Raw genomic sequence first — 24,921 nt, forward strand, 5'->3', positions numbered from 1 at the left:
ACTAACCAAACGCTTGCTTAGTAAATCAGATTCCGATCCGGGCGGCAATCCGGAATTCGTAACCTTTCGATCTCGGCCAGCGCGTGCCCTCCAGCATGCCAAGCAAGCGCATGCTTGGCAAACCGGCGCAGCGCTGCTACGGTACGGAATATGACCTCACCAGCTGCACTTTCTCCCGATGAATTCGGCGCGCTCCCGGGCGTGGCGGTCGTCACGGGCGGCTCGGGCGGCATCGGCGCCGCCATCGTCCGCACCCTCGTTTCGGGCGGCGCGCGCGTCGCGCTCACCTACCACCGCAGCTACCCCGAGGCACTGCTCGCCGAGCTCGGCGACGCCGTCCAGGCGCACGCGCTCGACGTCGCAGACGCGACCGCGTGCGCCGAGTTCGCGGCCGATCTCGTCGACCGCCACGGCGCCGTGCACACGCTCGTGCACGCGGCCGGCCCCCACGTCGACCTCAAGTACATCTCGCAGACCTCCCCGGAGGAGTTCGCGAGCCAGGTCAACGCCGACCTCGTCGGCTTCTTCAACGTCACGAGCACGCTCCTGCCGGCCCTCCGCGAGAGCTCGGCGAGCATCACCGCGATCACGAGCGCCGGCACGCGGCGCTACCCCTCGCGCGACGCGCTCTCCGTCTCGCCGAAGGGCGGCGTCGAGGCGCTCTGCCGCGGGCTCGCGGTCGAGGAGGGCCGGTTCGGGATCCGGGTCAACTGCGTCGGCCCCGGCATGCTGACCGACGGCATGGCCGCCCGCCTGATCGACTCCGGCCGGATGCCGCAGGAGGCGCTCGAGATCTCGAAGAACAGCATCCCGCTCCGCAAGTTCGGCGTGGCGGAGGACATCGCGCAGGCGGTCGCCTTCCTCGCCTCCTCCCGCGCGAACTTCATCAGCGGCCAGAAGCTCGACGTCGACGGGGGCTACGGCGTATGAGCGGCGAATCGGCCCAGGCCCCCCTCCTCGTCCCGCTCACGCTCCGGGGCGTGACCCTCGCATCCCGCATCGCGGTCTCCCCGATGTGCATGTACGCCTCGCGGGACGGCTTCGCCACCGACTTCCACCTCGCCCACCTCGGCCGCTTCGCGCTCGGCGGCGCCGGCCTCGTGATCATGGAGGCGACCGCCGTCACGCCGGCCGGCCGCATCTCCCACCACGACGCGGGGATCTGGAGCGACGAGCACGTCCCGGCGCTCAGCCGGGTCGCCGGCTTCATCGCGGCGCAGGGCGCAGTGCCCGGGATCCAGCTCGGCCACGCCGGCCGCCGCGCCTCGGTGCGCGAGCCGTGGCGCGCCGGCCTCCCGCTCGACGACACGGACGCGGCCGACGGCCTGCCGCCGTGGCAGTGCGAGGCGCCCTCGGCGCTCCCCGCCGGCCCCGGCTGGCCCGTGCCGACGGAGATGACGGAGGCCGACATCGAGCGCAGCCTCGCCGAGTGGGCCGCCGCGGCCCGCCGCGCGGTGGCTGCCGGCTTCCGGGTCATCGAGGTGCACGGCGCGCACGGCTACCTCGCCCACACCTTCCTCTCCCCCGTCTCGAACCGGCGAGAGGATCGCTGGGGCGGCAGCCGCGAGAACCGCATGCGGTATCCCCTCGCGCTCGTCGCCGCGATCCGCTCCGCGATCCCGGACGACGTCGCGCTCGCCTACCGCCTCTCCGCGGTCGACGGCGCGGAGGACGGGCTCGGGATCGAGGACACGCAGGACTTCGCCGCGGAGCTCGAGCACGCGGGCGTCGATCTCATCGACACCTCCTCCGGCGGGATCACGACCGACCGCTCGAGCGACACGCGGGTCAGGCGCGGCTTCGCGTTCCACGCCGGGTTCTCCCGCGCGATCAGGGACGCCGTGGGGATCCCCGTGGCGACCGTCGGGCTCGTGATCGACCCGGAGCAGGCGAACCGCCTCGTCGCGTGCGGCGACGCCGACCTCGTGCTGCTCGGGCGCGAGATGCTCGACGACCCGAACTGGCCGAACCGCGCCGCCACGGAGCTGCGCGGCGGCGAGTACGACCACTGGAACATCCGCTTCGGCAGCGCCCTCGGCCCGCGGGAGCGCACGATCGCGCGCCTCATCGAGGGCGGCGAGATGCCGCTCTCCCGGTTCGAGGCGGCACCGGCTCAGCAGTACGATCACCAATAATCAAGTGCTTGGTTGAAAGGAGCATCACTGTGGATGCGCACTTCGGATTCACCCCCGGCGACACGATCCTCATCACGGGGGCCGCGAGCGGGATCGGCCGCGCCACCGCCCTCGCGGCGGCGCGCCAGGGCCTCAACGTCGGGGCCTGGGACATCAACGAGGAGAACCTCGCGGGCGTCGTGCAGGAGATTCGGGATCTCGGCGTGCGCGCGCACGGCGTGGTCGCCGACGTCGGAGACGCGGCCGCCGTCGAGGCGGGCATGGCGGCGACCGCGCGCGAGCTCGGCGCGATCCGGATGCTGCACAACAACGCGGGCCCGCCCTCGTCCGTGCCGCTCGAGTTCACCGAGGCGATCGGCCTCTGCGTCGGCAGCGTGCAGAAGGTCACGGACGCGTGGGCGCCGCACCGCCCGGACGCCGACTCCGCGATGGTCGTAACCTCCTCGGTCGCCGGCAACGTCATCGGCACGAACAGCGACTGGTATTCGGCTTCGAAGGCCGCGCTCGCGGGCTACGTCCGCCACCTCGCGGCCTACCGCTCGGGCGAGTTCCGCAGCAACGCGGTCGCGCCGGGCATGACCCTCACCCCGCGGATCGCACCCTTCGCCGAGAGCGAGATGGGGCAGCGCGTGCTCGAGCGGATCCCGCTCGGCCGCATGGCGAGCCCCGAGGACATCGCGAACGCGACCCTCTTCCTCCTCTCCCCCTCGGCCGGCTACATCAACGGCGTCTTCCTGCCCGTCGACGGCGGCTGGACGGTGACGCAGTGAGTAGGCAGGCGACGGGCGGGGAGGCGGCGAGCCAGCCGGCCCGGCGCCCGGTGCTCCTCTCCCGCACGGTCATGCTCGGCTACGCCGACACCGACCCCGCGGGGATCCTCTACTACGCGGCGTGGTTCCCGAAGATGGAAAACCTGCAGTCGGAGTTCCTGTTCAGGCAGGGCATGCGGCAGGACACGCTGAAGGAGACCCAGGGCTGGTGGACCGTCACCCGCGCGACCGAGTGCGAATACCTGGTCGCCGCAAGGCTCTACGACGAGATCCGGATCGAGCTCCGGATCGGGGAGATCCGCACGAGCTCCTTCAGCTTCGCCTTCGAGATGCGGCGCACCTCCGACGAGGTGCTCGTCGCCCGCGCATCGCTCACGCTCGTCGCCGTCTCGCCCGATCAGTCGGCCGTGCGGATGCCCGACTCGCTGCGCGAGCAGCTCGAGGCCTGGGCGACGACGGGCGGCCGATGAGTGCCCCGGCGGAGGCGCCGGGATCCCGCGCCGCCCGGGTCCGCTCCGAGATCCGCGACACCCTCGCCCGCCTCGCGCATCTCGCCGACCTGGGCGACCCGCGGGAGTACGCGGCGTGCTTCGCGGAGGACGCCCTCTGGGAGGTCTCGGCGGGGGCCGAGCTGCCGATCCCGCCCGCGGCGCTGCGCGGCCGCGACGCGATCCTCGCCGGGGCGATCGAGCGCCGGGCGGCCGGCGTCCAGGGGCCTGGCACGTTCACGGCGCACGCGGTCTCGACCACGAGCGTCGAGATCGACGGCAGCCGCGCGGTGGCGCGCAGCCTCTTCATGTTCTACACGGGCCTCGACGGCGCCCCGGCGCTCGCGGCGGTCGGCCGCTACACGGACGTGTTCGCCGAGCAGCCCGACGGCGCCTGGCTGCTCGCGCACCGGAGCATCACGCGTGAGTAGGCTGCGCGCTCGCCCACTCACCCCGCATCCACTCTTCCGCTCCGCCGCTGCGCACCGCGTCCAGGTGCAGCTCCGTCTGCACGAGGCCGGAGATCAGCAGGAACCCGCTCATCGCGTCCCAGCCCCGGCTCCACGGCGAGCGCGCCGCGTACTCCCAGACGGGCGCGTCGCCGAGCTCGGGCACGAGCGCCGCTACGGCGCGCGTGCGGCGCAGGTGGTGCGCGGCGATCTGCTCGCTCCGCGCCGCGAGCCCGCGGAAGCGGAACTCGTGTCCGGGCAGCACCTCGTGCGCGTCGAAGCGCACCATCGCGCGGAGGGATCCGAGGTAGTCGAGGAGCGGCGAGCTGCCGGGCAGGGCGCCGAGCCCGATTCCGGGGCTGATCTGGGGCAGCACGTGGTCGCCCGTGAGGATCACGCCGTCACGCTCAAGCTCGAAGCACACGTGCCCGCCCGTGTGGCCCGGGCTCGCGTGCGCCGTGAGTTCACGCCCGCCGAGCCGGATCCGCTCGCGGTCGGCGAGCAGCCGGTCGGCGGCGATGGGCTCGGAGGGCCGCTCCGTCTCGGACATGGCGGCGAGCTCGTCGCGCAGAACCGCGGGCACGCCCCAGCGCGCGAGGCGGGCCGCCTGCTGCTCCGGATCGGAGCCGACGTGCACGCCGGAGCCGAGCACGCTGGCCTCCGCCGCCGACATCACGAGCCGCGCCCCGGAGCGCTCGATGAGCCGCTCGGCCGCCCCCAGGTGATCCGGGTGGCTGTGGGTGATGAGCAGGGTCCGGATCTCGGACACCGCGCGGCCGCGCGCCGCGAGGAAGCGCTCCCAGTGGGCGACCGTCTCCTCGGCGCGCCAGCCGGGGTCGACGATGTGCACGCCTTCGTCGCCGAGGAACGCGTATCCGAAGGAGGAGGGCATGCGCGCCCCCGGCATGGGCAGCGCGACCGCCCAGAGGCCCGGCCGCACCTCCTCGGCCTCGGCGACGAGTCCCCGGCCCCACGCGCCGCGCTGCGCCTCGCTCGTGGCCGCGATCCGGGACTGTGCGTTGCTCATCCCACTACAATAACAAGCGCTTGCTTTATACCTCAGCGGCGCCGCACCGAAGGAGCCACCCGAGCATGACCGAAGCCCCGCTCTCCCGCGCGCGCAGCCGCGCGGTCGTGCTCGTGCTCGCCTGCGCGGCCATGGTGAGCTCGCTCCAGTTCACCCTCATGGTTCCCGTACTCGCGGACGTGCCCGACGCCCTCGGCGTCTCGGCCAGCGACGCCGCCTGGCTCATCATCGCGACCCTGCTCTCGAGCACCGTGAGCACCCCGATCGTGTCCCGCATGGCCGACCTCTACGGCCGGCGCCGCATGATGCTCGTCTCCCTCGGGCTGCTCTGCGCCGGCTCCGTGCTCGCGGCCGTCGGCATGACGTTCACGACCGTGATCATCGGCCGCGTCCTGCAGGGCTTCGCGACCTCCGTCGTGCCGATCGGGATCAGCCTCATCCACACGCACGTCGACCGCCGCCAAGCCAACATGGGCGTCGCGCTCCTGAGCGGCACGATCGGCATGGGCTCGACCCTGGGGCTCCCGCTCTCGGGGCTCCTCATGAGCCACGGCGGGCTGAGCGGGATCTTCTGGAGCTCGGCCGTCGCGAGCGCCGCCTTCATGATCCTGATCAGGGTCGTCGTGCCGGAGGCCCCCGACCGGCTGTCGAAGCGCTTCGACCCGCTCGGCTCGCTCCTCCTCGTCGGCTGGCTCACGGCGCTCACGCTCGTCATCTCGAAGGGCGCGGAGTGGGGCTGGGTCTCGATCCCGACCCTCGCCTGGACCGGCGGCGGGCTCCTCGCGTTCGGGATCTGGATCGCCGCGTCGCTCAGGAACGATGCCGCCGTGATCGACCTCAGGCTCGCGATGCAGCCCACGATGCTCCGGATCAACGCCGCCTCGTTCCTCGCAACCTTCGGCATGTTCGCGAACCACCTGATCACGATGCAGGAGGCCCGGGCGCCCGAGGCGACGGGGATCGGCATGGCGCTCCCCGTGTCGGCCGCGGGGCTCCTGCTCCTCCCCTTCGCGCTCACGATGATGGCGCTCACCCCGGTCACGGGCTGGTGCCTCAACCGCTACGGCGCGCGCTTCGTGCTCGGCGCTGGCGCCGGCGTCATGGCGCTCGGCTTCGCCTTCCGCACCTTCGTGCACGGCGGGCTCGCGACCGTGATCGTCGGCACGCTCATCGTGGGGGCCGGCACGGCCTTCGCCTTCGCCTCGATGCCGGCGCTCGTAAGCCAGGCGTCGCCGCCGGAGGAGCTGGCCTCGGCCAACGGCGTGAACGCCCTCATCAGGTCTTTTTCTGGGGCGATCGCGAGCTCGGCCTTCGCCTTCGCGCTCGTCGCGTTCCCCTCGGCGATCGACCCGCAATTCCTCTCGGAGCAGGGGCTCATGCTCGCCTTCGGATCGGTCTCGCTCGGCTGCCTCGCCGCCGCGGTGATCGCGGCGGCGCCGATCCGGCGCGCGCGGTAGCGGCGCCCGGGGGCGCCGCGCCTCGCCCCGACCCGCAGCGCTCAGTGGGAAATCTGCACCCAACTTCAAGAATTTGGGCAGACAGGCGAGCTGAATGCAGAAATCTTGGTGAGTGCAGACGGGCGGCGGACGGCGGACGGCGAGCGGCGGGCAGCGCCCGCCGCGCCCGGCTCAGGCGCCCGTCGGACCGCCGACCGCCGCGAAGAGCCCGCGCGCGGCCTCGTCGCCGTCGAGCAGGCGGTTGCGGCGGAGCGTGACCCGCCAGCCGGCCGCGGTGCGGGCGAAGCGCCACTCGTTCGCGCTCACGCGATCCGCGATCCACTGCTCGCCGCGGCGCACGAGCACGACCGAGTGGTTCACGGCGCTGGCCTCGTCGCCGTCGAGCCGCACTGCGGCCGGCGTCAGCACGTGGGCGCAGCCCTCGCGGAGATAGGCCTGATGCGGCGGCAGTTCCGTGAGCCCGGGCACGTCCGGCCCCGCGAGCGCGAACTCGTCGCCCACCTCGTAACGGCCGTCGGGCGTCCAGATCTCGCCGAGCGCGGCCCCGGATCCGGAGTCCACGATCGGCCCGTAGCGCGCCACGAGATCCGAGATCTCGGCTCGGTCCTCGAGCACACCGAGGCGCTCGGCGAGGCGCTCGGCGAGCCTGTCGAGCTCGCTCACCAGTCGCGCCAGGGCACGATCGTGCGGAGCGGCCCGGAGAAGAGCGTCGTGCCTGCCCCGCCGCCCGGGATCGAGGCCTCGACCGCGTCGATCCGGGCGGCGCCCTCGACGGGATCGCCGTCGAGGTAAGTGAGCCTGATCCGCACGGAGCCCTGGCGGTAGTCGCCCGTTTCGGGGAACGGCAGCGTCGCGTGGCGCTGCGGGTGGCTGAAGGCGAAGGTCCACGCGCCGACCACGCCGGGCTCCTGGATCAGCCGCGGGATCACCTCGCGGTCCTGCCTGCGGTGCGCGTCGTGGGTTTCGACGGCGTGGGGGTCGTCGAAGTGCGTCACCTCGACGTGCACGCCGGCGTGCGGGCGCAGCGGCAGCACGCGGGGGCTCACGGGCGCGTCGACCGCGGCGTACCCCTTGACCGGGGCGAAGAAGGCGAGCATCTCGCGGCGGATCCCGGGCAGCATGGGGCCGCGGCCCCACTGGAAGGAGTCTTCGCCGAGCTGCGTCCACTCGGCGACGGCCTGCTCGACGGGCGGGAGGAACCAGTACATGGCGACGAAGTCGGCGCCGGCGAGGTTGCCCTCGCCGCGGGCGACGGCCCGGCAGTCCTCGGTGAGCGCCCAGCGGTCGCCCCACATGACGCCGGGGAGCGCGCGGTTCTCCGGCAGGTGATCGAGCTGGTGCCACTCGTTGTAGGCGGCGCGCTCCGACGGGTCGGTGAGCCTGATGAAGGAGAAGAAGTTGAGTTCGGGGTTCAGCACGCGGGGTCCTTTCAGATCTGCGGCGAGGCGGCGAGCGCCTCCGCGAATGAGTCGCCGTCGAATTGGAGGAGGCAGAGGCGCAGGCCGGTGAGGTCGCTCGCGTCGAACACGACCTCCCTAGCCCCGCCCGCCCTGATGATCTGCACGGGCTCAAGGCCCTGGGCCGCGAAGTGGGCGAGGGCCGCGTCCATGTCGTCGACGCGGTAGTGCATGTTGCGCACGCCCTCCGCGGAGCCCGGGATCTCGACGAGCTCGAAGCTGTCGTCGGTGTCGAACGCGATCCGGAGCCGGCCAGGCAGCTCCTGCGAGGTGTCGCCCTCGCCGCTCGTCTCGTAGCGCAGCTCGTAGTCGACGCCGGGGACGAAGATCCGGAACTCGAGCCCGAAGAGCGCGCTGTAGCGCGCGATCGCGGCGTCGAGGTCGGTCACAACGACGCCGACGAGCGGCATGGGCTCGAGCGAGAAGCCGAGCCCGCTCACGAGACGACCCCGTCGATGCGCACGATGCGCCCGGATCGCCGCACGGCGGCTTCCTCGGGCAGCCAGGTCTCCGCCGAGGCGACGAAGAGGTCGCTCCCGCCGTCGCCGTCCGGATCGCCGCCGATCGCGACCGCGTAGGGCGCCGTGACGGCGACCCGCTCGGCGATCTCGCCGTCGGCCGTGACCCTGAGCACCTCGTCGCTGAAGGGCGAGGCGACCCAGAAGTCCCCGTTGCGGTCGATCGCGATCCCGTCGGGCCACTCGCTCGCGAACTCGACGAGCACCCGGCGATTGCTGAGACTGCCGTCCTCGGCGACGTCGAACTGGGTGAGGCGGCCGGGCTCGCTGCGCGTCTCGGCGACCGTGAGGGTGCGCCCGTCGGCGCTGAACGCCATCCCGTTCGGGAAGAACAGCTCGTCGGCCGCGACCGTCACGGCGCCGTCCGCGCCGACCCGCGCGAGCGCGGCCGGCGCGATCGGCTCCCCCGGAGGGGCGCCGCTGCCGAAGTTGCCGACGTAGGCGTTGCCCTCGGCGTCGGTGATCATGTCGTTGAGGTGCCAGCTCGCGACCCCGGAGAGATCGGCGTGGAGCTCGGCTCCGGATCCGGGCGCCGCGAGGTCCACCCGGTACACCGAGCGGTCGTGCTGCGAGGCGACGAGCAGCGCGCCGTCGGCCGTGAAGCCGAGCCCCGACGGCTTGCCCGGGATGTGGGCGAGCACCTCGAGGCGCCCGTCCTCCCATCGAAGTACCTGATGCGAGTGCATGTCCGAGAAGTAGAGCGCGCCGTTTCGCCAGCGCACCCCCTCCGGAAACGCGAGCCCATCCACGATGACGGTCTGCATGGTGTTCCCCTGTTCTGCTGTGTTCTATGCCCTGGCCGCGCCCGAAGAGGCGCCCTGCAGGATCCCCGCCCGCAAATCGACGTCGACGCCCGCTGGCGCGGCGACGAGCTCGCGCACCTGCCCCTTCGCCACCTTGCCGCCCGCGGCCCGAGGCAGCTCGTCGACGACGACGACCTTCTCCGGGTAGATGTGCTTCGAGGCGCCCCGCTCCGCGAGGAACGCGGTGAGCTCGGCGACGGTCACGGCCCGGTCGCGCACGGTCACGGCGACGCCGATCCGCTCACCGAAGATCGGATCCGGCACCGGCACGGCCGAGGCCATCACGACCGAGGGGTGCGCCTCGACGGCCTCCTCGACCTCGACGGCCGAGATGTTCTTGCCGCCGCGGATGATGAGGTCGCTCGTGCGGCCGACCACGCGCAGGTAGCCGTCGGCGTCGACGGTCACGAGATCCGGCATCAGCAGCCGGCCGTCTCGGAACAGCTCCTCGTTTGCGGCGTCGTCCCCGAAGTAGCCCATGCTGATCGTGGGGCCGAGGATCGCGGGGATGCCCGGGCCGCCCGTCGCGGTGATGTCGTTGCCCTCGGGGTCGTAGAGCCTGAGGCCGATGTGATCGTAGACCCGCCCGGCGGTCTTCAGCCGGTGCTCGCGCGTGTCCCGCAGCGAGGTCGCGCTGATCGCCCCCGACTCGTTCGAGCCGTAGAACTGGAGCACGCTCGCGCCGACGCGATCCTCGAACTGGGTGGCGCGCTCGTAGGGCACGGCCTCCCCGCCCGTGAACATGGCGCGTAGCACGAGGCCCTCCGCCGTCTCGATCGCGGGCGTGTCGAGCATCATCTTGAACTGGGTGCTCACGCAGGCGAGGATCGTGACCCGCTCCTCCTGCAGCAGACGGATCGTCTCCTCCGCGCTGAAGCGCTCGGTCAGCACGGTCGTCATGCCGAGCATCGCCGGCGCGTAGTGCGCGCTCCAGAGGCCGAAGCCGAAGGGGCCGGGCACGGCGCCGAGCATGACGTCGTCCTCGGTGAAGTCTGCCGCAGCGAAGGCGAGGTCGCTGAAGTGGATCCAGCGGTTCGCGAACTGCGTCACGAGCTTCGGCCTGCCGGTCGTTCCCGAGGTCGAGTTGAGCATCGACAGATCGTTCGGCCCGAGCGCGCGCGCCCGCACCTCCGCGATCTCCGCCCGCTCCATCGGCGCCTCGGAGAAGCGTTCCCCGTCCCAGCGGAGCAGGCGCTGCGGACCGGCTGGCGCGACCTCGACGATCGCGTCGAGCTGCCAGCCGTCCTCCCTGAGGTCGCTCGCGTAGTCGAGGAGCCCGTGGTCGCGGTGCTCGGCGCGCATGACGAGCACGCGGGCCTCCGCGCGGCTCATGAGGTGGTGGATCTCGCCACGGCCGGATCGCGCCCCCATGCCGACCGCGACGGTGCCGCTGCGCTCGGCCGCGCAGAGTGCGACGTGGAACTCCTCGGCGTCGGGCAGCAGCAGGCCGAAGCGCGCGCCGGGCTCGAGCAGCGGCGCGAGGATGCTCGCGAGCTCGTCGATCTGCGCGTCGTAGTCGCGCCAGCTCAGCCGGCGTCCCTCGCAGACGTACGCCGTCTTCTCGGGGACGCGCTCCGCCTGCACCGCGACGTAGTCGGCCACCGTGAGCTCCCCCCACCAGCCGCGCGCCGTGTAGTCGGCGATGATCTCGGGGGCGAGGCTCAGCTCGTGTGTCATTCCAGTCCAATCTCGTCGTGGATCACGCCCATGGCGCGTTGGTAGGCGGCGTCGAGGGCGTCGGCGTTCTCGTGGGCCTCCCCGAGCTGGGCGCGCACGAGCACGTAGCCCCGGTCGACCGCGCGGGCGAGCGGGCCGAGCGCCGGGTCGACGATCAGGACCGAGGCGCCAGCGTCGGCGATGGCCGAGACGGTGTCGATGAGCTGGCCGACGATCTTGGGCGCGAGCCCCGTCGTCATCTCGTCGAGCACGAGGCAGCGCGGGTTCGCCATGAGCGCCCGGCTGACCACGAGCATCTGCTGCTCGCCGCCGGAGAGCACGCCCGCGAGCCGATTGTGCCGCTCCCGGATCACGGGGAAGCGGTCGAGCGCCGCCTCGACGGCGTCCCTCTTGAGGCCGAGCATCTCCGCCATGACCTGCAAGTTGTCCCGCACAGTGAGGCGGGGGAAGAGCTGCCTGCCCTGCGGCACGATGGCGAGGCCGGCCTTCGCCCGCGCGATGGAGCTCATGCTGCTGAGCGGCTCGCCCGCGAGCAGCACCTCCCCCTTCGCCGCGACCGAGCCGTAGAGCCCGAGGGCGAGGCTCGACTTGCCCGCCCCGTTCGGCCCGACCACCGCGGTGATCTTGCCGGCCGGAACCGTGAGCGTCGCGCGCTCGACCGCCGTCGCCTTGCCGTAGGTGACGGTGAGTTCGTTGACCACCAGATCCGCGCTCATGCCGCATCCTCCTCGCCCGTTCCGAAGTACACCCGCTGCATCTCGGGGCTCGCGAGGCACTCCTGCGGCAGCCCCTCGAACACCCGCTTGCCCTGCGCCAGCAGCATCACGCGGTCGGCGAGCGAGGTGAGCAGGTCGACGTTGTGATCGACGAGGATCACCGCGTGCCCGCGGGCCTGAACCTGCCTGATGGCGTCGACGATGCCGACGATCGATGCGGCGTCGGCGCCCGCGAATGGCTCGTCGAGCAGCATGACGAGGGGATCCTGCGCCACGGCGCGCGCCACCTCGACGAGGCGCTGCTCGCCGAGCGAGAGGTTCGCGCAGAGCTCGTGCAGCTTCGGCACGCCGAGCTCCTCGGCGACGGCGAGCGTGCGCTCCAGCTCGGACGGGCGGTGCCTGATCCCGTCGGTGATGACCCCGAGCGCCATCCGCCACGCGGACGGGAAGCGGTGCGCGGCGGCCCCCACCAGGAGATTCTGCTCCACGGTCAGTTCGAGCGCGAGGTGCGGGTGCTGGAAGGTGCGCGCGAGGCCGCGGCGGGCGCGCACCGACGGGGCGCCGGCGAGCCTCGTGCCGTCGAGGGTGAGGGTGCCGCTGTCCGCGGACTGGATCCCCGTGATGAGGTCGACGAGGGTCGTCTTGCCCGCGCCGTTCGGACCCACGAGGCCCAGGATCTCGCCCCTCGCCACCGAGATGTCGACCGAGTCGAGCGCCACGATGCCGCCGTAGACCTTGGAGAGCCCCTCGCCGCGGAGGATCACCTCGCCGTGCTCAGACATTGTTCGTCTCCTTCGCCTGGCGACCGCGGAGCGCGGCCCAGAGCTTCTGCGCGTAGCCGATGATGCCCGCGGGGGCGATCAGCAGGATGATGAGCACGCCGATCGCGAGGACCAGCTGCCCCGAGCCCTCGAAGCCGGGCATGTTCTGGGTGAGCTGCACCACGAGGAGCGCGCCGAGCACGGCGCCCCAGGCGCTCCCCTGGCCGCCGATGAGCGGGATGAAGATCGCCATGAACACGATCGAGAGCGTGAAGGTCTCGGGCGTGATGCTGAGCATGAAGCTCACGAAGATCGCGCCGGCGAACGAGGCGATCGCGGCGCCGACCGCGAGCGACACGGTCGTGAGGGTCGAGACCCGCACGCCCATGGCCTCGACGGCGGAGGGCACGTCGCGCATCGTGCGCACCGTGACGCCCCACGAACCGGTCCGAATCCGCTCGATCAGCCAGGCGATGACCACGACGAGGGCGAGGGCGCCCGCGACGAGGAGGAGGCGGGGCGGGGCCCAGCCGAAGAACTCGGGCGACGGGATCCCGCCGATGCCGGCCGATCCGCCCGTGATCTCCTTCGCCTCGATCAGCCACGGCTCGAACGCCATGCTGAACAGCAGCGTCACGGCGGCGAGGAAGAAACCGCTCAGCCTGCGGGTGAGGAGGCTCAGGATCGTGGCGACGATCGCCGAGACGATGGGGCCGATGATCCACCCGACGATGACCGGCAGCCCGGTCTCCGTCGAGATGATCGCGACCGAGTAGCCGCCGATCGCCGCGTAGGCCGCGTAGGCCATCGACAGCGAGCCGGCGAGCACGAACGGAATGTACATGCCGAGCGCGATCAGGGCGTAGACGGCGAGCAGCACGAGCAGGTCCTGCCTGAAGCCGCTCGCCCCCGCCCACGCGAGCAGCAGCACGCCGACGGCGCCGACGGCGAGCGGCACGATCGCCTCCTTGAGGCGCCGCTTCGCGGGTGCGCGGCCGGGAGTCTCCTTCGTGTGAGTGAGCATCTCGGTGTCCTTCCTCAGATCCGGACCCGCGTCGCGAACATGCCCTGCGGGCGGAACGCGAAGAACAGGAGGGCGATGACGAGCACCATCGTGGTGGGCCCGAGGCTGCCGAAGTAGAAGGGGGCGAACACCTGGATCGCCCCGAGCAGGAGGCCGCCGACGAGCGGCGCCCAGGTGCGCCCCGTGCCGCCGATGACGAGCGCGAGGAAGCCGACGAGGGTCCAGGAGAGGCCGCTCGTGAAGCTCACGCCGCTCTTCGGCGCGTACAGGATGCCCGCGATGCCGGCGATGACGCCGGCGAGCGCGAAGGCGATGAGCCGGATCCGGCGCACGGGCAGGCCGAGCAGCACCGCGGCGTCGCGGTTGTCGCCGACCGCGCGCAGCAGCCTGCCGGTGCGGCTGTGCCGCATCCAGACCGAAACGAGGATGAAGATCACCGCGGTCGCGACGATGAGGAGCAGCGCGCTGCTCGTGACGAACACGCTGCCGAGCTCGACGGGGGGCGTCCGGAAGAGGGTCTGCCCTGGCAGGGCGCGGCGACCGAAGACGATCCCCGCGCCCTGCTGCACGATGAAGAGGACGGCGGTGACCGCGACGAGGGCGGGCAGTTCCCCGCCCCCGGCGCGCTTCTGCACCGGACGCACGACCAACAGCTCGGTGAGCGCGCTCAGCACGCCCGCGATCACGAGGCCGACGAGGATCGCGGCCCAGGCCGGGATCTTGAACTCTACGACGAGCCAGGAGGCGCCGAGTGCGGCGGCCATCGCGTAGGGCCCGATCGCGAAGTTGAAGAACCCCGCGCCGATGAGTGTCAGCTGATACGCGAGCGCGATCAGCCCGAAGAAGCTGCCGATCTCGAGTACGGATAGCCAGAGCTGTGGGTCGGTCATGTCAGCGCCTTAGCAGGAGACCTGGAACTTGGTCCAGGGGCCGCTCGGCTCGTTGTTCTCGTCGAAGCCGGAGAGCACGAGGCCGCAGAGGGAATCCGCGCCGATGTGCTTGTCCGCGCTGAACGAGAGCTTGAAGCCGTCCTGGCCGAACGAGGCCTCGTAGTCCGTGATGCCGTTGAAGCTGTCGCGGATCGCCGTGAGGTCGTCCGTGCCGCCCGCGTCCTCGATCGCCTGCTTGATCAGGTAGACCGCGTCGTAGGCCTGCGCGTCGTATGCGGTCAGGCGGTAGTCGTCGCCGTTCGCCTTCTTCAGCTTCTTCTCGAGCTCGGCGGTGCGCGGGTTGCCGCTGTCGAGCGCGCCCATGTAGACGACGTCCTCGAGCACGCCCGGGTTCGCGAGCGCCCACGAGTCGGGCTGGTTGCCGAGCGAGGCGAGCGAGAAGCGCATCTCCTTCGGCATCTGGGCCGCGAGCGTGTTCTGAGCGAGCACCTCGAAGTTGCCTCCGACGCTCATCACGAGGAGCACGTCCGGGTCCTCCGCCTTGATGCGGGCGGCCTGCGCGTTGAGGTCGGCCGCGTCGACGGGCGCCTTCTCCTGCGCGACGATGTCGATGCACTCGCCGAGCGCGGGCACGAGAAGCCCGGCGATGTTGTCGATCGCCGCCGAGGTGTCGGCGAGGATCCCGAGCTTCTTGTACCCCTCCTTCTCGAAGGCGCCGCAGTAGGCCTCGGAGAAGTCGTCGAGCCCGTTGGCGAGCATGTACATGTTCTCGTTGTCCGGCGGCAGGCCGACGGAGGTCGTGATGGCGACCGGGGCGACCGCGGTGATCCCGGCGTCCTTCACGACCGCCTTCGCCTGCAGGACCGAGCCGCCGCCCGTCGCGAGCACGAGCGCGTGGGCGCCGTCGTCGACGAGCTTGCGGATGACGGACGGGGTCTTCGTCGGGTCGGACTCGTCGTTGCCGACGACGACCTGGACCTCGCGGCCGAGGATCCCGCCGTTCGCGTTGATCTCGTCGACCGCCATGCGCGCGGTCGCTCCCGCGAGCGTCGCGTAGGCGGCGCCGGGGCCGGTGCTGTCCTCATCGAGGCCGATGACGACAGGGTTCTTCGTGTCGAGGTCACTCGCGGGGGGAGCTTCTGAGCCACCCGAGCCACCCGAGCACGCGGAAAGCAGCAGGACGAGCGAGGCAAGCCCCGCCAGTCCGGCGATAGTACGTTTTGCCACAACGACCTCCATTGGCCATAGTCATCGTCTATTGATGAGCACTGAATCGGCAGCCTTCCCCAACTACCAATCAAATGCTTGTTTAAGTATCGCACGCGTCCCGAATCTTCGCCACCCCCTGTGGGGGCGGCGAATCCGGGCGCGCGCTGAGCTCGCTAACGCTCGCTCACGCGCCCGGAGACGCTCGCGATCGGCGCCAGGATCAGCGGCCGCGCCGCGAACCACGCGCCCGCCGTCACGGCGAGGCCGACGACGAGGAGCCAGAAGCCGAGCCAGCTCGTCTCGTCCGAGCCCGCGAACATGTGGTTCAGGTTGCGGCGCATCCCTGTCGCGAAGACGAGGAAGACGTGCACGAGGATGAACGCGGTGAAGAACAGCATGACCGGGAAGTGCACGGCCCGCGCGAGCGGCGCGGGGTACGCCCGGTTCAGGCGCTCGGCGTCCTCGGGCCACCAGGAGCTCATCCGCACCCCCGTGATCGCGGCGAGCGGGGCCGCGATGAACACGACCGTGAAGTACATGAGCTGCTGCAGGCTGTTGTAGTTCACCCAGCCGTTCTCGACGGGCCACTCGAGCGTGAGGTACTGCAGCATCGCGGAGACCGCGTTCGGGAACACCTCCCAGCTCGTTGGCACGATCCGCGCCCAGTGGCCGGTCGCGAAGAGCAGCACGACGAACACGACGCCGTTCAAGAGCCACAGCACGTCGAGCGAGGTGTGCAACCACAGGAAGATCGAGACCTTCTTGCCGCCGCGCTTCGGCGTGTAATAGGCGGGCGGCTTCTGCTGGTGCCGCACGAGCAGCCCCGTGCGGATGATGAGCACCATGAAGAAGAAGTTCAGGAAGTGCGTCCACCGCGCCCACGCCGGGAACCCCTCGGCGACGAACTCCGGCAGGTGGTACTCGCCCGGGTAGCGCTCCACAAACTCCGGCACGCCGGGCAGCGTCGTGACGCCGCGCGCCGCGAGCACGATGATTCCGGCCGCCGCGACCAGGCCGAGCAGGCCGAGCACGGCCCACCGCACCCAGCGCGACAGGGGCTTCCCCGCGATGAGCGTCGGCTCGCGGCGGGGCTTCGGGGGCGGTGTTGGCTTCGGGGCCGGTGCCGGGCTTGCTTCGGTGGGTGCCGGTGCCGGATCGACCGGGGTCGAGGCCGGGATCGGCTCAACCGGGCCCGGGGCCGCTTCGGCGGGTGCCGGATCGCCCGGTGCGAGATCGACCGGTGCCGGATCGAGCGGCGCGGGATCCGCGGCCTCCGGGATCACCGCCGCGACCTCGGGCCGGACGCGCTTCGCCGAAGCGGGCGCGAACCCGGCAGCGGGCCACGGCTCGCCGCCCCGCACGCGCGGGAGGCCGCGCCGGAGCGGCACGCCGTCCCCATCCGGGGCGGCCTCCTCGGCGGGGACCGTCAACTCACCCGCGACTGACGCCGCCTCAGTTGACACTGCTTCAGTTGACACAGCCTCAGTTGCCACGGCGCCAGCTGATACTGGGGCCGCGTGTGCGGCGCGCGGGGTCTGGGCCGTCACCTGCGCCTGCGCCGGCTCCGCGCCACCGACCGCGGCGGCGCCCGCGCGAGCACCCCCTGGCGGCCACGGCTCGCCGCCGCGCACGCGCGGCAGCCCGCTCCGGAAGCTCGCGACAGCGGCCGACTCGGGCGCCACCGCAGCCACCTCAGCGGGCGCAAGATCCTGATCCGGAGCCGAATGCCGCGCCTCGGAAGCGACCACCGCCTCGGGAATGGACACCGCCTCGGGAATGGACACCGCCTCGGAGGCATCCGCTGTCGCGGCCTCGCCGGGCAGCCGCCCCTCGGCGGGCCAGGGCTCGCCGCCCGGGCGACGCGGCAGCCCGCGCCTGCGCAGCTCGGTGTTCATCGCCACGGCCGCTACTGCTTTCGTGCCTCGAGCGCCTGCACGAGCTGCGGCACGACCGTGAAGAGGTCGCCCACGACGCCGAAGTCGGCGACCTCGAAGATGGGCGCGTCGGCGTCCTTGTTGATGGCGACGATCGTCTTCGCGGTCTGCATGCCGGCCTTGTGCTGGATCGCGCCCGAGATGCCGAGGGCGACGTAGAGCTGCGGCGACACGGAGACGCCCGTCTGCCCGACCTGGTGCGCGGCGGGAATGTAGCCGGCGTCGACCGCTGCGCGCGACGCGCCGACGGCGGCGCCGAGCGCGTCGGCGAGCTGCTCGACGAGCGCGAACTGTTCGGCCGAACCGAGGCCGCGGCCGCCCGAGACGACCTTGCCTGCGCCCCGCAGCTCGGGCCGCGAGGAGACGCTGGTCACGGCCTCGAACGACTCGACGATCGCAGCGGGCTTCCCCGACGCCGAAACGGTGAGATCCTCCTGCTGGAGCGGCTGCGCCGCCGCGCGGGCGTCGATCGAACCCTGGCGCACCGTCACGACGGGCGCCCCGAAGGTCGCCGTCGAGCTCGAGTTGTAGGCGCCGCCGTAGACGGAGTGCTGGGCCGTGACGCCCAGCTCGTCGCGCGCGACGCCGATCGCGTCGGCGGAGAGCGCGCTGCCCGTGCGCACCGCGAAGCGGGCGGCGATGTCGCGGCCGTCGGCCGAGTGCGAGACGAGCACGGCGTCGGGGCGCACGAGCTCGGCCGCCGCGGCGAGCGCGTCGACCGCGGGAACGGCGAGCTCGGATCCGGATCCGGATCCGGCCCCCGCCGCGACGAGGACGCGCGCCGCGCCGAGCTCCGCGAGCTCGGCCGCGAGGTCGGCGGCCGGCTCTGCTGCAGGCTCTGCGACACCGAGGAGGAGCGCGACGGGGGTGCCGACGGCCGCTGCCGCGCCGAGCAGCTCTGCCGCCGACTTCGCGAGGCCGCCCGCGGGGGCGGTCTCGGCGACGACGAGAATGGAATCCGCTGCGAAATCAGTCATCGATCTCTCCTCACACCAGGCGGTTCTCGACCAGGAACTCGGCGAGCTTCGCGCCCGCGTCGCCCTCGTCCACGATCTTTACGCCAGCCGCGCGCGGCGGCTTCTCGGCGACGGTCAGCATGATGGTGCGCGCGACGTCCGGCCGGTCGACCTCGATCCCGAGCTCGGCGAGCGTCAGGGTCTCGAGCGGCTTCTTCTTCGCGGCCATGATGCCCTTGAAGTTGGGGAAGCGCGGGTCGGGCAGCGCCTCGGTGATCGACGCGATCGCGGGCAGCTGGGCCGTGATCTTCTGCGTGCCGCCGTCGACCGGGCGCGTGCCGGAGACCGCGGCGTCCGAGATCTCGATGTTCGAAAGCCTGCTCGCGTGCGGGATCCCGAGGCGCTCGGCGATCGCGGCCGGCACCATGCCGCTCGTGCCGTCGGTCGAGGCGTTCCCCGCGATGACGAGGTCGAAGCCCGCGCGCGCGATCGCGGCCGCGAGCACCTCGGCGGTGAGCGTGATGTCGGCGCCGAGCAGCGCCTCGTCGGCGACGTGGATCGCGCTGCCCGCGCCCATCGCGAGCGCCTTGCGGATCGTCGCGACTGAGCCGGCCGGGGCGAGCGAGAGCACCGTCACCTCGGCGCCCTCGTTGGCGTCGGCGTAGGCGAGCGCCGCCTCGAGTGCGCGCTCGGAGATCTCGTCGAGCACGGACTCGCTCGCCGCGCGGTCGGCGAGGCCGGTCTCGAGGTCGAGCTTGCGGTCCCCGTACGTGTCGGGGACCTCCTTGACCAGGACGATCAACTTCATCGTTTCTCCTTCGACGTGTGCGCCGCTGCGTGTCGCCACAGCCTATCGCAAATAACAAGCAATTGCTTGCTTTGTTTTCGCGGCGCGCGGCCTCGACCAGATTACCAAGCGGCTGCTAGGTTCGCGGCATGGATGAGAAAACCCAGTTGCTTGCCGACCGCCTCGAGATATCGGACCTGATCTCGACCTATTGCCGCGCGGTCGACCGCGCGGATTACCCGGCCGTGCGCGCCGTCTACGCGAGCGACGGCGTCGACCACCACACCGGCTTCTCGGGCAGCGCCGACGACTACGTCGCCTGGCTGCGGGAGCGCACGGCGGGCTTCACCGGCACGATGCACGTGCTCGGCACCCACATCGCGCACGTCGACGGCGACGAGGCGACCGCCGAGACCTACGGCACGTCTCACCACTGGGGCGAACCCGCCGACGACCCCGCCCTCAACTTCACGAGCGGCGTGCGCTACCTCGACCGCCTGCGCCGCGAGCCCGAGGGCTGGCGCATCGTCGAGCGCTTCGCCGTGCGCGAGTGGACCCGCTCTGACGCCGGCCGCATGCGCTCCCCCGAGGGCGAGGGCCCGCGCGGCGCCCGCGGGCCGGGCGACCCGCTCTACGCGCACGGGTTCGCGGTGCACGGGGCTGCTGCGGGATCCGGATCCGGGGCCGGCGCGTGAGCCCGCGCGCCGTGCGCGGCCTCACCTTCGACGACTACCTCGCCCTCACCGCCCTGAAGGCCCGCTACTTCCGGGCCGTCGACACGCAGGACTGGGAGGCGCTCCGCCAGGTGTACACCCCCGACGCCCGCTTCTCGGGCTTCGGCTTCGGGATCCGCGAGGGCGTAGACACCCTGATCGCGGGCCTGTCCGAGCACCTCGCTGGCGTGCGCAGCCAGCACCTCGGCGCGAACCCTGAGTTCGCGGTGCGCGCGCCGGTCGCGCTGCGCGGCGTGTGGGTCGCGCGCGGAGTGTGGGCGATGCGCGACGAGCTCCACTTCGCGCCGGGCCACCCCTCGCTCGCGGCCCCCTCCGCGCCCGACATGCGCGGGATCCGCGGCACCGGCTTCTACGAGGACGAGTACGCCCTCACCCGCCGAGGCTGGCGCATCTCCTCGTCCCGCCTCGTGCGCACCCGCGTCGAGGCGCTCGGCGACGGCGCGCCCCGCGAGCTCCCGCTCGGCGCGCGCGCCCGCGGCCTCGACCCGGCGTGGCTCGCGCCGGCGCCTGCGCCTGCCGCGCCCGGGCCCGCGCCCGCCGGGCCTGGCCAGGATGCGCCGAGTCGGCCGTAAGGCCCCATTCCCGCAGCCGAGTCGGCCGTAAGGCCCCAATCAGCCGCGCGAAAGGGGCCGTACGGCCGACTCGATCGCCCGCGAGCCCGCGAGCCCGCGGACCGCGCGCGAAGCGCGCGCCGCGCGCCCTACTTCCCGCGGGTCCCGAAGGCGCGGATCCGCTCGTCAGCCTCCGGGAGCACCGAGGTCGCCGCGATCGTGCGCGCTTCCTCGGCGAGCTGCTCGCGGAAGCTCCGGCTCGGCTGGCTCCGGATCAGGCGTTTCGCTTGGCCGTAGGCGTAGGGCACGCCGTCGGCCCACTGTCGAGCGACGGCCTCGGCGCGATCCCGCACCTGATCGTCGGCGACGACCTCGGCGACGAGCCCCCACTCGAGCGCCTCGGCGCCCGTGAGCAGGCGTTCCTGCAGCGCGAGCTGCAGCGCGCGTCGCTCGCCGACCGCCCGAGCGAGCAGCGCCGTGACCGTGAGGTCGGGGGTGAGGCCGACGCCGCCGTAGAGGCTGCCGATCTTCGAGCTCTCCCCCGCGATCGCGTAGTCGCTGCTGAGCATGAGCCCGAGCCCGCCGCCCGCCGTCGTCCCCTGCGCGGCCGCCACCACGGGAATCGGTGCCTCGAACAGGGAAATCAGCCCCTCGTTGATGCGCTCGGCGAGCACCTTGAGCTCGCCCTCCCGGTCCGCGAACCCTGCCATGGCGCGCACGTCTCCGCCCGCGCAGAACGCTCGCCCCTCGGACGCGAGCAGCACCGCCCGCACCTCCGGCCGCGCGACGGCCTCGGCGGCGAGCGCCGCCCACTCCACGGCCATGTCGGCGTCGAAGGCGTTCAGCCGATCCGGACGGTTCAACGTAATCCGGGCCACACCCCGGTCGATCTCCAGCAGCACTGCGTTAGTCATGGACGTGATCCTACGACCCGCGGGACCCCCCGCCGCAATTCGCCGCCGCGCCGGCGCCGCGCCCGCGCGGCACCCGCTCGTCCCCCGCTCGCCCCCGCCGAGTCGGCCGAAAGGCCCCAATCAGCCCCGCGAAAGGGGCTTTCCGGCCCACTCGACCCCACGAATGGGGCCTATCGGCCGACTCGAGCCCCGGATCTGGATCTGGATCCGGATCCGGCCCCGGATCCGGATCCCGCCCCGCCTTCCCGCCGCGGCCGGCACGCCGGCTCGCCACCCACGACCCGACCATGATCGCCCGCGCCGACCGCGTGGTGGAGTTGCACAACGGGGTGGCCCGCTCCCGTCCCGACCGGTGAAAATCACCCCCGAAAGGGCGCTCTGACCTGCTATCTTGACCCTCGGAGGGCTCAACGGTGAGCCCCGGAACGGAGCAGTGACGTGCGATTCTTGGTCGAAAACACGGCGGGCGGCAACCCGAGCTGGTGGCTCATCGCCTCGAACGGCGAGAAGGTCGCCTACGCGGGCGAGACGTTCGCGAGCATGTCCAACGCGAAGCGCGCCGCGGCGGCGTTCAAAGCGGGCGCAGCGGAGGCGAAGTTCGAGGTCTACGAGGACAAAGGCGGCAAGTACCGCTGGCGCGCGTTCCGCGGAGGCAACAACGTGGCCTCCTCCGGCGAGCCCTTCGCGTCGAAGAGCAACGCGCAGCGCGCGGCCGACAACGTGCAGGCCAAGGCGGGCGGCGCCGAGGGGCCGTAGACCGGAGGCGCGGGATAGCTCGCCCCGACCAGCTCAGGTGTCGCGAGATCCGGCGATCCTGGCAGCAGGGTGTCCACCGGCGGCCGCCTCGCGAGAGTAAACTGAACAACCTTCGGCACCTTTGTGTCCATGGCTGATGAGCGAGCGACGACGGTCGCCGGGAACGATGCCGAGGATCTCAGCTTCGCACTGTCGTGCCTGGCTGCGGGCGCGATCACGCCCGAGGAGCTGAAGGGCTGGATCCAGCTCGCCCTCGAGCAGTCCCGCGAGCTCCCCGCTCGCGTCTTCGAGCTCTTCGCGCCCGGTCTCGCGAACGCGCTCGTCCCCGGCTGGCGTGGGCTGATCGGGACCTGGCCAGGAACGAGCCTCTCCGCCGCCGAGGGGCGGGCCGTCGCGGGGATCGCCCACGCGCGGTTCCCCGAGCTGCAGCCCGGCGGTGCCGGCGCACCGGATCGGGCTGCGGCGAGCGCAGCGCTCCGGGAGTCCCCGGCGATCCGGGATCGCTTCGCGCGCGTGTTCCCGTCGATCCGCGTGCCCGACGAGGGCGAGGCCGGGGTCGGGTGCGCCGACGCAGCGGAATCTGGCGCGGGCGCCGAGCCGGATCCGGCGCCAATATGGTGGCTCGCGGGAGCAGAGGACTCCCCGCTCGCGCCGGCGAACGCACAGAGAATCTTCGACGACCGCAGGACGGCGGGAGATCTCACCACGATGCTCGAATCCGACGCGGGATCGACGCTCGTCCTCGTGACGAACCGGGCCCGCGTGATGATCATGCTGACCGGCCTCGGCGGCGAGTCCGGCCACGCGACCGACCCGCTCGCCGACGGTCTGAGCGGCGGTTTCCTCCTCGACAACGGCCAGGAGGACGAGTACCGGGATCGCGACACCGTCGCCCTCCCCCGCGCCCTCGCCGTGATCGACCACATCCTCACGCACTCCGCGCCGCCCGCCCAGGGATGGAGCGTCGAGGTCGAGGGGTAGAGCGGGTGCAGCGCGCTTCGCCTTCGAAGCAAGCGACATCGTCAGGCGCTTGAGCTCGTTGTGCCACCGCCGAATCGCTCTCGCTCTCTCCGCCACACAGTGCACATTATTCTGCGCCAACACTTGAAAGCGCAGAATAATGTGCGTATCCTTGCTCGCACACGATACTGTGCACGACAGGAGGTCGCGGTGTTCATTCAATCACCGAGAGCATTCGCGGAGTTCGTGCGCTCGCACCGGATCAGCGCCGGGATGACACAGGAAGACCTCAGCGCACGAACAGGCATGAGCCGCAGGTGGGTCCAGGAACTTGAATCGGGAAAACTCGTGCCCTCCCTGGAAGCCGCACTGAACGTGGCGACCGCGTTCGGCTACGAACTGCACCTCGACCCCGTGCAGAATACGTCGCATCTGGACGCCCTGTTTGACGAGCTGACATGAGCGGCCACCCGGACATTCTTGACCTCTGGCTCGATGGCAGTCTCGCGGGCTCGCTCATGCGGGGAACCGCTGATGAAGTGGAGTTCTCCTACGAGAGTGCGTACTTCCGGAGGCGTAATGCAACTCCCCTTTCGGTGAGTATGCCGCTGATCCAGCAGCATCACGGCCCGCGTGAGGTGATGCCCTGGTTGTCCAACCTGCTTCCGGACGCGATGGAGGTGCGGGACCGGTGGGCGGCAAAGTTCGGGGAGACGCGCACCGATCCCTTCACCCTGCTGAGGCATATGGGGCAGGATGCCCCCGGTTCGGTGCAAGTCGTACCGCAGGGCGCCGAGCCGTCTCAGCTCGGCAGCATGTCGCAGATCACCGATGCGCGCATCGCCGCGCGGATCCAAGAGATCATCGAGGATCCCGAACACTGGGTCGACGACAGCGACGAAGATCAGAGTCGGTTCTCTCTGGGCGGTAATCAGGGCAAGTTCGCGCTCGCACGGGTCGGCGGGAAGTGGTTCGAACCGAACGGCCGCATGCCCAGTACGCATATCGTCAAGCCTGGCATGGTCACCGCCCAGGGCCACACGAACGCCGAGGTCCAGGCGGTCGAGTTCGTCACGATGCGCGCGTCACGCCAGCTGGGGCTCACCACCGCACCAGTCGAGATCGAGGATTTCACCGGCCTGCCGGCATTCGTCACGCAGCGCTACGATCGCCTCGCTGGCCAGGAAGGAACGGTCACTCGACTGCACCAGGAGGACTTCTGCCAGGCAATGTCATTCCTGCCCTCTCGGAAGTACGAAGAGAACGGCGGCCCGACGATGGCCGACATGATCACCATCATCGATGAGCACAGTTCTCCACGGTGGCGGGACGGCGATCACATGGCCCTCGCACGATTGCTCTCTTTCAACCTGCTCGCCGCGGGGGTCGATGCGCACGCGAAGAATCACAGCCTCATCCTCAGCGGCAGCCTGGTGCGTCTCGCCCCGGCCTACGACCTCATCTCAGCACATGGGATGTGGGATGCGGACCGCGTGCGATTCAAGAGTTCCGCTGCTGTGCGGTACGGCAAAGAACGCGCCTACCGCCAGATCACGGGACGAAATCTGGCCCGCACTGCCGACGCACTGCGCATGGACCGACGAGAGTTCCACGACCAGCTCGTGGACATGCAGCGCCGGATCCCCGGGGCCCTCGAGGCTGCGGCCAGCGAGCTCCCCGCGGACATGCTGACGGACCGGGTGAAGCGCATGGCTGAACGCCAAGCGGCGTTCGGCATGGAGGTCCTGTCACGGATGACCTCTGCCGATATCGCCGACACCCCCGCGTTCCATCCACCGTTCAATCGAACGAGTGGCAGGCACACCCGCGTGTGGGCGCCCGGGCAGCTGAAGAACGGCGCCTGGGAGACCGGCAGCTACCGAAACCGCGCACAATCACACTAGGCGGCGAGTCACGCATTGCGGGCGTGACCTGCCCCACGGTTTGG

The 24,921-nt window shown here is 71.5% G+C and carries 27 protein-coding genes; 12 read left to right on the forward strand and 15 right to left on the reverse strand.

Annotation, left to right across the window (positions count from 1 at the left end; all coding sequences use genetic code 11):
• Positions 1-150: 150 nt before the first annotated feature.
• Genes ACOPJ3_RS12670 through ACOPJ3_RS12690 form a run of 5 tightly spaced genes read left to right on the forward strand, consistent with a single transcriptional unit; the run spans position 151 to position 3,824 of the window.
• Entirely contained in the window at positions 151-930 is a 780-nt protein-coding gene (locus ACOPJ3_RS12670) for an SDR family NAD(P)-dependent oxidoreductase (RefSeq protein ID WP_427869528.1), read from the forward strand.
• Positions 927-2,135 (forward strand): NADH:flavin oxidoreductase/NADH oxidase, encoded by a 1,209-nt coding sequence (locus tag ACOPJ3_RS12675; RefSeq protein WP_427869529.1) that lies wholly within the window; start codon positions 927-929, stop codon positions 2,133-2,135. The genes ACOPJ3_RS12670 and ACOPJ3_RS12675 overlap by 4 nt, the downstream gene beginning before the upstream one ends.
• A 29-nt stretch (positions 2,136-2,164) precedes the next feature.
• Complete coding sequence (locus tag ACOPJ3_RS12680; RefSeq protein ID WP_427869530.1) at positions 2,165-2,905, forward strand: SDR family NAD(P)-dependent oxidoreductase; 741 nt, start codon at positions 2,165-2,167, stop codon at positions 2,903-2,905.
• Positions 2,902-3,375 carry an acyl-CoA thioesterase gene (locus ACOPJ3_RS12685; RefSeq protein ID WP_427869531.1) on the forward strand — a complete coding sequence of 158 codons (474 nt, stop codon included), beginning with the start codon at positions 2,902-2,904 and terminating at the stop codon, positions 3,373-3,375. Before ACOPJ3_RS12680 ends, ACOPJ3_RS12685 begins: the two co-directional genes overlap by 4 nt.
• Positions 3,372-3,824, forward strand: coding sequence for a nuclear transport factor 2 family protein (locus ACOPJ3_RS12690; protein WP_427869532.1), 453 nt, complete (start codon positions 3,372-3,374; stop codon positions 3,822-3,824). Before ACOPJ3_RS12685 ends, ACOPJ3_RS12690 begins: the two co-directional genes overlap by 4 nt.
• On the opposite strand, the gene ACOPJ3_RS12695 is transcribed toward ACOPJ3_RS12690, so the two are convergent.
• On the reverse strand, positions 3,811-4,869 hold the full coding sequence (locus ACOPJ3_RS12695; protein ID WP_427869533.1) for an MBL fold metallo-hydrolase: 1,059 nt from the start codon (positions 4,867-4,869) through the stop codon (positions 3,811-3,813). The two genes, ACOPJ3_RS12690 and ACOPJ3_RS12695, sit on opposite strands and share 14 nt — an antisense overlap.
• 65 nt (positions 4,870-4,934) lie before the next feature.
• On the opposite strand from ACOPJ3_RS12695, the gene ACOPJ3_RS12700 reads away from it, so the two are divergent.
• Positions 4,935-6,326, forward strand: coding sequence for an MFS transporter (locus ACOPJ3_RS12700; RefSeq protein ID WP_427869534.1), 1,392 nt, complete (start codon positions 4,935-4,937; stop codon positions 6,324-6,326).
• A 171-nt stretch (positions 6,327-6,497) separates the two neighbouring features.
• Here ACOPJ3_RS12700 and ACOPJ3_RS12705 read toward each other — a convergent pair whose 3' ends face one another.
• From ACOPJ3_RS12705 to ACOPJ3_RS12765, 13 genes are all read right to left on the reverse strand, one after another.
• Positions 6,498-6,989, reverse strand: a complete 492-nt coding sequence (locus ACOPJ3_RS12705; protein ID WP_427869535.1) for a nuclear transport factor 2 family protein — start codon at positions 6,987-6,989, stop codon at positions 6,498-6,500.
• Positions 6,986-7,744 carry a hypothetical protein gene (locus tag ACOPJ3_RS12710; protein ID WP_427869536.1) on the reverse strand — a complete coding sequence of 253 codons (759 nt, stop codon included), beginning with the start codon at positions 7,742-7,744 and terminating at the stop codon, positions 6,986-6,988. The genes ACOPJ3_RS12705 and ACOPJ3_RS12710 overlap by 4 nt, the downstream gene beginning before the upstream one ends.
• An 11-nt stretch (positions 7,745-7,755) precedes the next feature.
• Positions 7,756-8,223, reverse strand: coding sequence for a VOC family protein (locus tag ACOPJ3_RS12715; RefSeq protein WP_427869537.1), 468 nt, complete (start codon positions 8,221-8,223; stop codon positions 7,756-7,758).
• The gene (locus ACOPJ3_RS12720) at positions 8,220-9,065 is read right to left on the reverse strand and encodes an SMP-30/gluconolactonase/LRE family protein (RefSeq protein WP_427869538.1); all 846 of its coding nucleotides are present in this window, start codon (positions 9,063-9,065) and stop codon (positions 8,220-8,222) included. The genes ACOPJ3_RS12715 and ACOPJ3_RS12720 overlap by 4 nt, the downstream gene beginning before the upstream one ends.
• Before the next feature lie 24 nt (positions 9,066-9,089).
• Entirely contained in the window at positions 9,090-10,781 is a 1,692-nt protein-coding gene (locus tag ACOPJ3_RS12725) for a class I adenylate-forming enzyme family protein (protein WP_427869539.1), read from the reverse strand.
• Positions 10,778-11,497, reverse strand: a complete 720-nt coding sequence (locus ACOPJ3_RS12730; protein WP_427869540.1) for an ATP-binding cassette domain-containing protein — start codon at positions 11,495-11,497, stop codon at positions 10,778-10,780. Before ACOPJ3_RS12730 ends, ACOPJ3_RS12725 begins: the two co-directional genes overlap by 4 nt.
• Positions 11,494-12,279: an ABC transporter ATP-binding protein gene (locus ACOPJ3_RS12735; RefSeq protein WP_427869541.1), complete on the reverse strand. Its 786-nt coding sequence runs from the start codon at positions 12,277-12,279 to the stop codon at positions 11,494-11,496. The genes ACOPJ3_RS12730 and ACOPJ3_RS12735 overlap by 4 nt, the downstream gene beginning before the upstream one ends.
• Entirely contained in the window at positions 12,272-13,282 is a 1,011-nt protein-coding gene (locus ACOPJ3_RS12740; RefSeq protein ID WP_427869542.1) for a branched-chain amino acid ABC transporter permease, read from the reverse strand. Before ACOPJ3_RS12740 ends, ACOPJ3_RS12735 begins: the two co-directional genes overlap by 8 nt.
• A 14-nt stretch (positions 13,283-13,296) precedes the next feature.
• Entirely contained in the window at positions 13,297-14,172 is an 876-nt protein-coding gene (locus tag ACOPJ3_RS12745; protein WP_427869543.1) for a branched-chain amino acid ABC transporter permease, read from the reverse strand.
• A 9-nt stretch (positions 14,173-14,181) separates the two neighbouring features.
• Positions 14,182-15,399: an ABC transporter substrate-binding protein gene (locus ACOPJ3_RS12750; protein ID WP_427869544.1), complete on the reverse strand. Its 1,218-nt coding sequence runs from the start codon at positions 15,397-15,399 to the stop codon at positions 14,182-14,184.
• A gap of 155 nt (positions 15,400-15,554) precedes the next feature.
• Positions 15,555-17,276, reverse strand: coding sequence for a cytochrome b/b6 domain-containing protein (locus ACOPJ3_RS12755; RefSeq protein ID WP_427871230.1), 1,722 nt, complete (start codon positions 17,274-17,276; stop codon positions 15,555-15,557).
• 11 nt (positions 17,277-17,287) lie between these two features.
• Positions 17,288-18,292 (reverse strand): electron transfer flavoprotein subunit alpha/FixB family protein, encoded by a 1,005-nt coding sequence (locus tag ACOPJ3_RS12760; RefSeq protein WP_427869545.1) that lies wholly within the window; start codon positions 18,290-18,292, stop codon positions 17,288-17,290.
• A 10-nt stretch (positions 18,293-18,302) separates the two neighbouring features.
• Positions 18,303-19,079, reverse strand: a complete 777-nt coding sequence (locus ACOPJ3_RS12765) for an electron transfer flavoprotein subunit beta/FixA family protein (protein WP_427869546.1) — start codon at positions 19,077-19,079, stop codon at positions 18,303-18,305.
• A 128-nt stretch (positions 19,080-19,207) separates the two neighbouring features.
• On the opposite strand from ACOPJ3_RS12765, the gene ACOPJ3_RS12770 reads away from it, so the two are divergent.
• Together ACOPJ3_RS12770 and ACOPJ3_RS12775 are read left to right on the forward strand one after the other, a co-directional pair.
• Positions 19,208-19,753 carry a nuclear transport factor 2 family protein gene (locus ACOPJ3_RS12770; RefSeq protein WP_427869547.1) on the forward strand — a complete coding sequence of 182 codons (546 nt, stop codon included), beginning with the start codon at positions 19,208-19,210 and terminating at the stop codon, positions 19,751-19,753.
• On the forward strand, positions 19,750-20,364 hold the full coding sequence (locus tag ACOPJ3_RS12775) for a nuclear transport factor 2 family protein (protein WP_427869548.1): 615 nt from the start codon (positions 19,750-19,752) through the stop codon (positions 20,362-20,364). The genes ACOPJ3_RS12770 and ACOPJ3_RS12775 overlap by 4 nt, the downstream gene beginning before the upstream one ends.
• Before the next feature lie 128 nt (positions 20,365-20,492).
• Here the strand turns inward: ACOPJ3_RS12775 and ACOPJ3_RS12780 are convergent, their stop codons facing one another.
• Complete coding sequence (locus ACOPJ3_RS12780) at positions 20,493-21,257, reverse strand: enoyl-CoA hydratase/isomerase family protein (RefSeq protein WP_427869549.1); 765 nt, start codon at positions 21,255-21,257, stop codon at positions 20,493-20,495.
• Between the two features lie 438 nt (positions 21,258-21,695).
• Here ACOPJ3_RS12780 and ACOPJ3_RS12785 point away from each other — a divergent pair, with 438 nt between their 5' ends.
• The 4 genes from ACOPJ3_RS12785 to ACOPJ3_RS12800 all read left to right on the forward strand — a co-directional run bounded on the left by ACOPJ3_RS12785 (position 21,696) and on the right by ACOPJ3_RS12800 (position 24,877).
• A complete protein-coding gene (locus ACOPJ3_RS12785; RefSeq protein ID WP_427869550.1) occupies positions 21,696-22,013 on the forward strand; it encodes a YegP family protein in 318 nt (105 codons plus the stop codon).
• A 129-nt stretch (positions 22,014-22,142) separates the two neighbouring features.
• A complete protein-coding gene (locus ACOPJ3_RS12790; RefSeq protein WP_427869551.1) occupies positions 22,143-22,994 on the forward strand; it encodes a hypothetical protein in 852 nt (283 codons plus the stop codon).
• A gap of 189 nt (positions 22,995-23,183) precedes the next feature.
• A complete protein-coding gene (locus ACOPJ3_RS12795; RefSeq protein WP_427869552.1) occupies positions 23,184-23,435 on the forward strand; it encodes a helix-turn-helix domain-containing protein in 252 nt (83 codons plus the stop codon).
• Positions 23,432-24,877 (forward strand): HipA domain-containing protein, encoded by a 1,446-nt coding sequence (locus ACOPJ3_RS12800; RefSeq protein WP_427869553.1) that lies wholly within the window; start codon positions 23,432-23,434, stop codon positions 24,875-24,877. The genes ACOPJ3_RS12795 and ACOPJ3_RS12800 overlap by 4 nt, the downstream gene beginning before the upstream one ends.
• The last annotated feature ends 44 nt before the right edge of the window (positions 24,878-24,921 follow it).

Origin of the sequence: Leucobacter luti (assembly GCF_050310065.1) — a bacterium.
In the GTDB taxonomy this organism is placed as follows: domain Bacteria; phylum Actinomycetota; class Actinomycetes; order Actinomycetales; family Microbacteriaceae; genus Leucobacter; species Leucobacter luti_B.

Coding starts and splice junctions, on each gene's coding strand:
- ACOPJ3_RS12695 (WP_427869533.1), bottom strand. CDS start 4,869: ATGAGCAACGCACAGTCCCGGATCGCGGCCACGAGCGAGGCGCAGCGC.
- ACOPJ3_RS12745 (WP_427869543.1), bottom strand. CDS start 14,172: ATGACCGACCCACAGCTCTGGCTATCCGTACTCGAGATCGGCAGCTTC.
- ACOPJ3_RS12670 (WP_427869528.1), top strand. CDS start 151: ATGACCTCACCAGCTGCACTTTCTCCCGATGAATTCGGCGCGCTCCCG.
- ACOPJ3_RS12700 (WP_427869534.1), top strand. CDS start 4,935: ATGACCGAAGCCCCGCTCTCCCGCGCGCGCAGCCGCGCGGTCGTGCTC.
- ACOPJ3_RS12740 (WP_427869542.1), bottom strand. CDS start 13,282: ATGCTCACTCACACGAAGGAGACTCCCGGCCGCGCACCCGCGAAGCGG.
- ACOPJ3_RS12675 (WP_427869529.1), top strand. CDS start 927: ATGAGCGGCGAATCGGCCCAGGCCCCCCTCCTCGTCCCGCTCACGCTC.
- ACOPJ3_RS12770 (WP_427869547.1), top strand. CDS start 19,208: ATGGATGAGAAAACCCAGTTGCTTGCCGACCGCCTCGAGATATCGGAC.
- ACOPJ3_RS12800 (WP_427869553.1), top strand. CDS start 23,432: ATGAGCGGCCACCCGGACATTCTTGACCTCTGGCTCGATGGCAGTCTC.
- ACOPJ3_RS12730 (WP_427869540.1), bottom strand. CDS start 11,497: ATGAGCGCGGATCTGGTGGTCAACGAACTCACCGTCACCTACGGCAAG.
- ACOPJ3_RS12720 (WP_427869538.1), bottom strand. CDS start 9,065: ATGCAGACCGTCATCGTGGATGGGCTCGCGTTTCCGGAGGGGGTGCGC.
- ACOPJ3_RS12755 (WP_427871230.1), bottom strand. CDS start 17,276: ATGAACACCGAGCTGCGCAGGCGCGGGCTGCCGCGTCGCCCGGGCGGC.
- ACOPJ3_RS12765 (WP_427869546.1), bottom strand. CDS start 19,079: ATGAAGTTGATCGTCCTGGTCAAGGAGGTCCCCGACACGTACGGGGAC.
- ACOPJ3_RS12725 (WP_427869539.1), bottom strand. CDS start 10,781: ATGACACACGAGCTGAGCCTCGCCCCCGAGATCATCGCCGACTACACG.
- ACOPJ3_RS12690 (WP_427869532.1), top strand. CDS start 3,372: ATGAGTGCCCCGGCGGAGGCGCCGGGATCCCGCGCCGCCCGGGTCCGC.
- ACOPJ3_RS12735 (WP_427869541.1), bottom strand. CDS start 12,279: ATGTCTGAGCACGGCGAGGTGATCCTCCGCGGCGAGGGGCTCTCCAAG.
- ACOPJ3_RS12760 (WP_427869545.1), bottom strand. CDS start 18,292: ATGACTGATTTCGCAGCGGATTCCATTCTCGTCGTCGCCGAGACCGCC.
- ACOPJ3_RS12780 (WP_427869549.1), bottom strand. CDS start 21,257: ATGACTAACGCAGTGCTGCTGGAGATCGACCGGGGTGTGGCCCGGATT.
- ACOPJ3_RS12790 (WP_427869551.1), top strand. CDS start 22,143: ATGGCTGATGAGCGAGCGACGACGGTCGCCGGGAACGATGCCGAGGAT.